Annotated in this window: 13 protein-coding genes; 11 read left to right on the forward strand and 2 right to left on the reverse strand. The window is 66.6% G+C overall.

The window, feature by feature from the left end; all coding sequences use genetic code 11:
* Positions 1 to 70: 70 nt before the first annotated feature.
* Positions 71 to 850: an aminotransferase class IV family protein gene (locus CEP50_RS17155; protein WP_106114960.1), complete on the reverse strand. Its 780-nt coding sequence runs from the start codon at positions 848 to 850 to the stop codon at positions 71 to 73.
* A gap of 205 nt (positions 851 to 1,055) precedes the next feature.
* On the opposite strand from CEP50_RS17155, the gene CEP50_RS19940 reads away from it, so the two are divergent.
* Positions 1,056 to 1,256 (forward strand): hypothetical protein, encoded by a 201-nt coding sequence (locus CEP50_RS19940; protein ID WP_146134834.1) that lies wholly within the window; start codon positions 1,056 to 1,058, stop codon positions 1,254 to 1,256.
* Between the two features lie 7 nt (positions 1,257 to 1,263).
* On the opposite strand, the gene CEP50_RS17160 is transcribed toward CEP50_RS19940, so the two are convergent.
* A complete protein-coding gene (locus tag CEP50_RS17160) occupies positions 1,264 to 1,572 on the reverse strand; it encodes a winged helix-turn-helix domain-containing protein (RefSeq protein ID WP_219905531.1) in 309 nt (102 codons plus the stop codon).
* A gap of 208 nt (positions 1,573 to 1,780) precedes the next feature.
* On the opposite strand from CEP50_RS17160, the gene CEP50_RS17165 reads away from it, so the two are divergent.
* The 10 genes from CEP50_RS17165 to CEP50_RS17205 all read left to right on the forward strand — a co-directional run bounded on the left by CEP50_RS17165 (position 1,781) and on the right by CEP50_RS17205 (position 6,738).
* Entirely contained in the window at positions 1,781 to 2,011 is a 231-nt protein-coding gene (locus CEP50_RS17165; RefSeq protein WP_106114962.1) for a helix-turn-helix domain-containing protein, read from the forward strand.
* Positions 2,008 to 2,310 (forward strand): WhiB family transcriptional regulator, encoded by a 303-nt coding sequence (locus CEP50_RS17170; RefSeq protein WP_106114963.1) that lies wholly within the window; start codon positions 2,008 to 2,010, stop codon positions 2,308 to 2,310. Before CEP50_RS17165 ends, CEP50_RS17170 begins: the two co-directional genes overlap by 4 nt.
* Before the next feature lie 98 nt (positions 2,311 to 2,408).
* The gene (locus tag CEP50_RS17175; RefSeq protein WP_146134835.1) at positions 2,409 to 3,044 is read left to right on the forward strand and encodes a DUF4097 family beta strand repeat-containing protein; all 636 of its coding nucleotides are present in this window, start codon (positions 2,409 to 2,411) and stop codon (positions 3,042 to 3,044) included.
* Between the two features lie 3 nt (positions 3,045 to 3,047).
* Positions 3,048 to 3,959, forward strand: a complete 912-nt coding sequence (locus tag CEP50_RS17180) for an SPOR domain-containing protein (protein WP_106114965.1) — start codon at positions 3,048 to 3,050, stop codon at positions 3,957 to 3,959.
* Between the two features lie 43 nt (positions 3,960 to 4,002).
* On the forward strand, positions 4,003 to 4,368 hold the full coding sequence (locus CEP50_RS17185; RefSeq protein ID WP_106114966.1) for a RapZ C-terminal domain-containing protein: 366 nt from the start codon (positions 4,003 to 4,005) through the stop codon (positions 4,366 to 4,368).
* Between the two features lie 22 nt (positions 4,369 to 4,390).
* The gene (locus tag CEP50_RS17190; RefSeq protein ID WP_106114967.1) at positions 4,391 to 4,852 is read left to right on the forward strand and encodes a nucleoside 2-deoxyribosyltransferase domain-containing protein; all 462 of its coding nucleotides are present in this window, start codon (positions 4,391 to 4,393) and stop codon (positions 4,850 to 4,852) included.
* 22 nt (positions 4,853 to 4,874) lie between these two features.
* Positions 4,875 to 5,054 carry a hypothetical protein gene (locus CEP50_RS17195; protein WP_106114968.1) on the forward strand — a complete coding sequence of 60 codons (180 nt, stop codon included), beginning with the start codon at positions 4,875 to 4,877 and terminating at the stop codon, positions 5,052 to 5,054.
* A gap of 90 nt (positions 5,055 to 5,144) precedes the next feature.
* Positions 5,145 to 5,357 carry a hypothetical protein gene (locus tag CEP50_RS19945; RefSeq protein WP_146134836.1) on the forward strand — a complete coding sequence of 71 codons (213 nt, stop codon included), beginning with the start codon at positions 5,145 to 5,147 and terminating at the stop codon, positions 5,355 to 5,357.
* On the forward strand, positions 5,354 to 5,581 hold the full coding sequence (locus tag CEP50_RS17200) for a hypothetical protein (protein ID WP_106114969.1): 228 nt from the start codon (positions 5,354 to 5,356) through the stop codon (positions 5,579 to 5,581). The genes CEP50_RS19945 and CEP50_RS17200 overlap by 4 nt, the downstream gene beginning before the upstream one ends.
* A 5-nt stretch (positions 5,582 to 5,586) precedes the next feature.
* Complete coding sequence (locus tag CEP50_RS17205) at positions 5,587 to 6,738, forward strand: DUF2637 domain-containing protein (RefSeq protein WP_106114970.1); 1,152 nt, start codon at positions 5,587 to 5,589, stop codon at positions 6,736 to 6,738.
* The last annotated feature ends 149 nt before the right edge of the window (positions 6,739 to 6,887 follow it).

Below are 6,887 nucleotides of genomic sequence, written 5' to 3' on the forward strand. Positions count from 1 at the left end.
TGCACTGTCGCCACTGGTTGCTCCCTACAAGAAAGCGTTCGCGGCGATCATAGCTGTCTCGCGTAGCGTTTTAGACCACTTCGCCAGGGATCTCGGCGTACATCTCACGCAGCTCGTGGAGCAGAGGGAAGTCGGTAGGCCACTCACCATTGTCGATCCCGGCTACAGGCCTGATGCCGGTAGCAGCGTTGGTGGCGAACGCAGCGTCCATCTCCGACAAATCAGCCAGAGTGAGCGTTTCGGTGGTGGATGAATCTTCGAGACCCTGATCGAGCAGACGCATCGTCACGCCCAACAGGATCTCCGATCGAGGCCAAACTATCTGATCACCACGAATGAATCCGATATTCGATGTGGCTATTTCTGATATCGTGCCATCCGGATTCAGGAAAAGCGCATCATCGAATCCTTCACGCTGAACGAAACGCCTATTCTTCATGGCACCATATAGCCCAACATGCTTAACTGACGGATCTTCACGTTTGTAGGAAACCGTCCCGAGCGTCATAGGCGGAGCATCCTTGAGCGAAGCAGGACGAGTCGTAACAAGCACCTGCGGGTCTGCCTCGGATCCGATATTTCCCAATCCCAAGTTTGGGTCGTAGACAGTCACTCGAACCACAACCGGAGTTGATTGCCCGGCTAGAGCGTCACGTACGTACTGGCGTACCTGCTCTATGTCCAGATCTACTCCGAAGAGCTGGCGCGAGTCCCTGGACAACCGGCTGAGGTGGTGGGTTAGACCACGAACACGACGGTCCTCAACCAGCATTGACGTGAAATGTCCGTAGTTCGTCAGCGCCAGCGCTTTGACGTCATCGACCGTGGGCGAGACTCCGTTCAGTTCCATATCACCACCTTCGCACTTCAGCAGCCACGACTGAAGTAGCGCTGCACCAAAGTTCGGTGAAAGTTCAGCAGTCGTGGTTCAGCAGAAGTTCGGCACAGGGGTAGCAGCATGACAGTTCTCACTACGGGCGATCAGTCCCAGCATGGAGACATCAGCAAGAAGAGCTAATCGAACACCAACAGCAACGAACTGGGAGCGAGCAGTAGTGTCCAAACAGACCATTCCAGGCATACAGGCCGGCGGCAGTGCACTGCGCAAAATCGTCGGCCCGGCACTGTTAATTACGATACTGATTTTCGTTACGCGAGAACCCGTGCAGGCTGCGGAGTGGACGCGAACATTCTTCAGTCAGTTAGGCGGTTTCCTGAACGCGTTACGGACATTTTTGGAAGAGGTCTCTGCATGACCACCCCTCAGCGATCAGCAGCGTCGAGTCGCTCTTCGAGCGAGGCCAGACGACGGTTGATCTCAGCCAGCTCGGAGCGAATCAGGGCAAGCTCATCCGGTGTTCCTCGCTCTGCAGAGGACTCTGGACGGTCGAGAACGAACGACCCACGCCCGTGGTGGGTCTCAACCACCCCATCTTCCCGTAGGAGGTCGAGAGCACTTCGGACCGTACCAACCGCAACCCCCAGTTCAGCGGCCAACTCCTGCCCAGACGGAAGCTTCTGCCCTGGCGAGTAGACCCCATCGATGATCGCTTGGCGGAGCTTCTCAGCCACTCGCACGAAGGTTCGGGAGTCATCTGCTTCTCGTTTCTGCACGTCAGACATGATAACCGACCATCAAGTCATACAACTTATTTGAGTCACTTGACTCACTTGGTTCTGTTCGCTACTTTTGCACCTGTCGCTGCTTCGGCAGGGATGGCACGGAACGCAGAGGCCCCGGTGGTACCGGGGCAGCATCGACAGCAAGGAGCCGCTAACGATGCAGGTCAACGGCACCGAGTCCCGGATGTACCGGGTGAAGCAGGTAGCCGAGTTGCTAGATGTGCACGTATCGACGGTCTATCGGCTGGTGGAGTCCGAACGGCTGCATGCGGTGCGTATCGGATTCGGCAAGGGCGCCGTACGTGTTCCAGCAGAATCTCTGGACACCTACTTGAAGAGCCTGGGCATGGATCCGAACGAATTGGCCACCGGGGAGGCGATCGCATGAGCACCACGCACAACCCGCTGTGGGAGCTGACAGAGCCTCTCCCGGCCGAGATCTTCACCCGGAAACCAGCCTGCGCTGACGAGACCGTGGACCCGGAACTCTTCTTCCCTGTGGGGATCGGATTCCCTGGTCAGATCAGCGAAGCTAGGCGAGTTTGCGGTTCATGCCCCGTTCAGAATTCCTGCCTCTCGTTCGCCCTGAGTACGGACGTGGACGGTATCTTGGGCGGCACTACCCGTGGAGAACGTATAGCGATGCGCTGCGATAACAGACGCAATACCGACGAAGTAGCCGCGTAGTACGCCAGTCGAACTGGCTTCTTTTGATTCATCGTTATTTGGTGTGAGGGGACGTGTGTCTCGTGTACAGGCGTTTTGTGTGTGACCGGTCGGGTGCGGTGCTGCTGGATCTTCGGCTTGCGGCCGGGTCGGTGGAGGTCACGGTTGAGGATCGTGAGCACGCCGAGGCGGTGCTGCGGCTGCGGGTTCCGGAGCCGCCTGCCCAGTCGGTGGGAGTGAGGCAGGTCGTGGCGGACACCGTGACCAGCACGGTCGTCGTCAACGGGCGGGTGGTCTCCGGTGGTGGTGCCACCGTGGCCCGCGGTCGGGGTGAGGTGGTGGCCACGGCGCGGCTGCCCCGTGACAGCAGCCTGGCCAGCGAGACGATCTCGGCGTGGGTGACCGCACGCGGCCCGCTGGAGCGGGCCGAGATCACCACGGTCTCCGGTGACGTGGACGTGCACCAGGCACAGAGGGTGGAGCTGATCTCCACCTCCGGGGACGCGCTGCTGGTCGAGGCCGACGACGTGGTGGCCACCACGGTCTCCGGGGATCTGCGGATCGACCACACACGCACGGCGTGGGTGACCAGCGGCTCCGGGAATGTGTGGCTGCTGGCCCACGCTCCCCACCAGCCGGCGACGGTGTGGGCCCGCACCGTTTCCGGCGACATCCGAGTGCTGGCCACCGAGACGACCGGCCCGCTGGACTGCCGTGTCGGGTCGGTCTCCGGCGACGTGCGCGAGCGGGTGTGACCGATGGAGTGGGGCGAGATCCCGATGGACGCCGACCTCCTCGGCCCGGTGGACATCACCCTGAACCGAGAGCGCACCGCGCGGGGGTACAGCGAGCTCACGCTCACCCCAGGTCGGATCGATTGGCAGGCCCAGGAGTACCTGGGGCGGGCCTACTGCCATTACCTGGCCGGGACGCTGGCCTCCTACACCGGGTGGCCGGTGGTCACCATCGATTACCAGACCGAGGACGGGGACTGGAGACCGGCCCATTCCGGGGTACGCACGCCGCAGGGCAGCGTGCTCGACATCTTCGGGGTCAACTCGCTGTCTGCGGTGCTGGACCGCTACGCCCGCGCCAACAACAGCCCGGTCCGGTATCGGGTGATGCGCGGCGAGGACCTGCCCACCAACGTGATGACCGGCGCGGACCACCTGCATAACGATCACTTGTGGTGGGCCCGTGACCTGCCCGTCCCCAACCGGGCTGTGTATCAGCACTTCGCGCGGTTGCTGCTGGGCACGTACGGCTATGCCGAGCATCTGCCCGCCGGGGTGTCGGCACCTGCCCCCGCCAGCGAGCCCGCCACCGACGAGTCCACTCCCGACATGCCCCCGGCACCCACCCAGGGGCCGAACACGGAAACACCCACACCACACGGAGGAAGCACCGCCATGACCAGCATCGACGAAATCCGCCACGCCCTGATGACCGCCTCGGAAAAGGCCCGCTACGCCCAAGGCGCACTAGCCCAGGCCAGCCAGGACGTCGACGAGATCGCCCACCTGCTTCAGCAGGCCGCCGGCAGCAGCAGCCAACCGGCCATCCAGGAAGCCTCCGGAACGTTCACCCGCGTCCGGGAGGAGCTGGAGCAGTTGCGGGGACTGCTGCACACCGGATCCGAGGCCGTCGAGGGCTACGCCGCCGGGCTGTAACCCGCCCACCACCACAGTGCTCTACATCGGACAGGAGACATCGATGATCACCATCACCAGCTTCGGCTACCTGCACGCGACACCGCCCCGTGGCCACGTCATCGACCTGCGCGAGCGGATGAAAGATCCCGCCGCCGCGGCCGTGCGCATCGACGGGCGCCCGCTGCGCGAGCTCACCGCCGAGCACCCCGCCGTGGCCCGCTACGTGCTCGCCCATCCCGAGGCGCCCGCGATCCGGGCCGAGATCGTCGCCGCCGCCCGCGCCCACGGGGCCGTGGCGGTGGGCTGTGCCGGCGGGCGCCACCGCAGCGCCGCCCTGGCCGCCGCGGCCGCCGAGGACCTCCGCCGAGCCGGACACCGCGTGCGGCTGGAGCACCGCGACATCACCAAACCCGTCATCCGCCACTGACCACGCACGAAGGACTCTTCTCATGCGCTACCTGGAATGCCCCGACACCTACGAACCCCACGCCGGAGACGGGCCGCTGGTGTTTTTGGCCGGCGGCATCACCGGCTGCCCCGACTGGCAACGCGAGGCCGTGCGCGGCCTGAGCACCACCGACTGGGTGGTGGCCAACCCCCGCCGGCAGAACTTCCCGATCGGAGATCCCTCCGCCGCCGAAACACAGATCCGGTGGGAACACCGCCACCTGACGAGGGCCGACTTGGTGCTGTTCTGGTTCCCCGCCAGTGATGCTCAGGTCACCACCCAGCCGATCGCGCTGTACGAACTCGGCGCCGCCGCCGCTGGCGGCCGCCGCCTGGTGGTCGGGGCCGCCCCCGGCTATCCCCGCCAAACCGACGTGCGCCTGCAGCTCTGGCTGGCCCGCCCTGACGTCGAGGTGCAGTCGACCCTCAGGGCCACGCTGGCCCAGGCCCGGCACGCCCTGTGAACGGAGAAACCAGGAGGAAACGATGGCCCACATCATCGACACCCCGCGGATTCCCTGCCCCCGCTGCGCCCGACACGGCCGCGAGCCGGTCACCGGGATGTGGCGGTGGGCCATGCCCGACGAGGGCGAGGGCACCGAGCCCACCTGCGTGACCTGCGGGTTCCACGCCGGATTCAGCGAGCCCACACCCATCCCGGAATGACCCCGCCCCGGCCCGGCGGCCTTCCGCCAAGAACCGTCCGCCGGGCCGGGTTCCCACCGCTGCGTTTCGCAATCACGGAAGGAAGTTCCTATGTTAGAGACCGTCACTGATCGTGTCGTCCCCTGTGCCGCTTCCGGGCACGACTGGGGCGCGTGGCGGCTGTGCCTGTGCTCCGGCGATCGCCACCCCGCCACCCCAGGCGAGTGGTGCGGCCACCAGGTGCGGCTGTGCCAGAGCTGCGGTTCCCGCGAGGAGCAGCAGATCGCCACGCCTGCGGGCCCTGCCGGGGGTGAGGCGGCATGACCTCGACCGACTACCTGCGTGGCTACACCGCCCCCCGCGCGCTGCTGGTGGGAACCCTGTTCCTGCTTGCGGTGGCCTGCCGCCTGCCCGCCGTGGTCCTGGCCATCGCCGTGCATGTGCTCGACCGGCTGTCCGACCAGCTACTGACCGCCACCGCCGCCATCCCCGCGGTCCCCACCCGCGTCATGCCCCGCTCGGCCCGTTCCGAGCACGCCAGGAGGTGATCCCAGTGGGTATCCGTGACGAGATCCGCGCCGACCGCGCCGCCAAACGGGAACAAGACCGGGCCGACAAGGCCCAGCAGGCCGAGCAACGTCGCGCCGACGCCGCGGCCCAGCGGGAGCAGGACCGCGCCGACCGCCAGCACCGCCAGCAGCTCAAAGCACAACGAGCGGCAGCCCGGCGGGAACGCCGCGCCGCCGCCCTGCGGTGGGTGTCGGCACACCCGATCGAGCTGCTGATGAGCGTGATCGTGATCGTGCCCGCGCTGCTGGCCTGGACCGCCATGGCCCGCTACGGCCAGCACATCTACGGGCCCGTGGGCTGGTTGTTGCCGCTGTTCACCGAGGGCGCCATGTGGGCCTTCGCCTTCGCCGCCCACACCGCCCGCCGCGGCGGACAGCCCACCAGCTGGCTGCTGACCGGCGTGTGGATCTTCGCCGGGGCCGCGGCGGCGCTGAACCTGCTGCACGGGCTGGCTGTCGACGGATGGCTGACCGCCGCCGTGATGGCCACGGTCTCGGTGGGCGGGGTGGTGGCCCACCAGATCATCACCGCCGCGCCGATGCGCACCCGCCGCAGCCGGGCCGAACGGGCCGCCGCCCGCACCCAGCGGCAGGCCCGCCGGCGGACGGTACGCATGGAACGCGCGGCCCTACACCAGGCGGTCGGCCAGCTGGCCGACGACGGCACCGTGACCCTGCTGCACCGGCCCGGCACCGTCACCCTCACCCGCACCTGGACCGGACGCCGACACCTAGCCCGCACCAGCCTGCCCGGACACGGCGACGACGGCCCCCACCATGCTCCAGCCCCCACCGGCGGAGTGGCCGAGGAGATCGAACAGTGGCTGCGGGAGAGCCCCTCTCCCGAGTCCCTGACCGACCCGACCGGCACGGCCGGTGACCCGCCCGGTGACCTGCATCGGGATAGGGCAGACACCCCCTCTCCCGACACCGGTGTCGACGAGATCACCGACCCGCCCCGACGGTCCCTGACCGAGCTGCGCGAGCAACTCCGGCAGGCCGTCCAGACAGGCACGGTCGACCCCTCCTCGGCCGAGTCGATCCGCAAAACCCTCCGCATCGGACGCGACCGCGCCAAACAACTCCGCGACGAATGGACCGACACCGACGGCCCCGCCGGAGTAACCGCCGCCTAACCCACTCACCCACCGGCCCCGCCGGGCGGCGGGGCCGGCCAGCCTCACCCTCTTTCACCCCGAGCGAGGTGTGCCATGACCAGCATCGACCCCCACCACGGAAAGGCCCAGGACCAGGACTTGGGTGAGCTGATCCGATTCCCCCACCC

The sequence above is a fragment of the Actinopolyspora mortivallis genome (assembly GCF_003001495.1).
Taxonomy (GTDB): domain Bacteria; phylum Actinomycetota; class Actinomycetes; order Mycobacteriales; family Pseudonocardiaceae; genus Actinopolyspora; species Actinopolyspora mortivallis_A.

What these genes read in the sequence shown, in the direction of transcription:
- CEP50_RS17165 (WP_106114962.1), top strand. Translation starts at nt 1,781, where the DNA reads ATGCAGGTCAACGGCACCGAGTCCCGGATGTACCGGGTGAAGCAGGTA.
- CEP50_RS17190 (WP_106114967.1), top strand. Translation starts at nt 4,391, where the DNA reads ATGCGCTACCTGGAATGCCCCGACACCTACGAACCCCACGCCGGAGAC.
- CEP50_RS17200 (WP_106114969.1), top strand. Translation starts at nt 5,354, where the DNA reads ATGACCTCGACCGACTACCTGCGTGGCTACACCGCCCCCCGCGCGCTG.
- CEP50_RS17195 (WP_106114968.1), top strand. Translation starts at nt 4,875, where the DNA reads ATGGCCCACATCATCGACACCCCGCGGATTCCCTGCCCCCGCTGCGCC.
- CEP50_RS17185 (WP_106114966.1), top strand. Translation starts at nt 4,003, where the DNA reads ATGATCACCATCACCAGCTTCGGCTACCTGCACGCGACACCGCCCCGT.
- CEP50_RS19945 (WP_146134836.1), top strand. Translation starts at nt 5,145, where the DNA reads ATGTTAGAGACCGTCACTGATCGTGTCGTCCCCTGTGCCGCTTCCGGG.
- CEP50_RS17170 (WP_106114963.1), top strand. Translation starts at nt 2,008, where the DNA reads ATGAGCACCACGCACAACCCGCTGTGGGAGCTGACAGAGCCTCTCCCG.
- CEP50_RS17180 (WP_106114965.1), top strand. Translation starts at nt 3,048, where the DNA reads ATGGAGTGGGGCGAGATCCCGATGGACGCCGACCTCCTCGGCCCGGTG.
- CEP50_RS17155 (WP_106114960.1), bottom strand. Translation starts at nt 850, where the DNA reads ATGGAACTGAACGGAGTCTCGCCCACGGTCGATGACGTCAAAGCGCTG.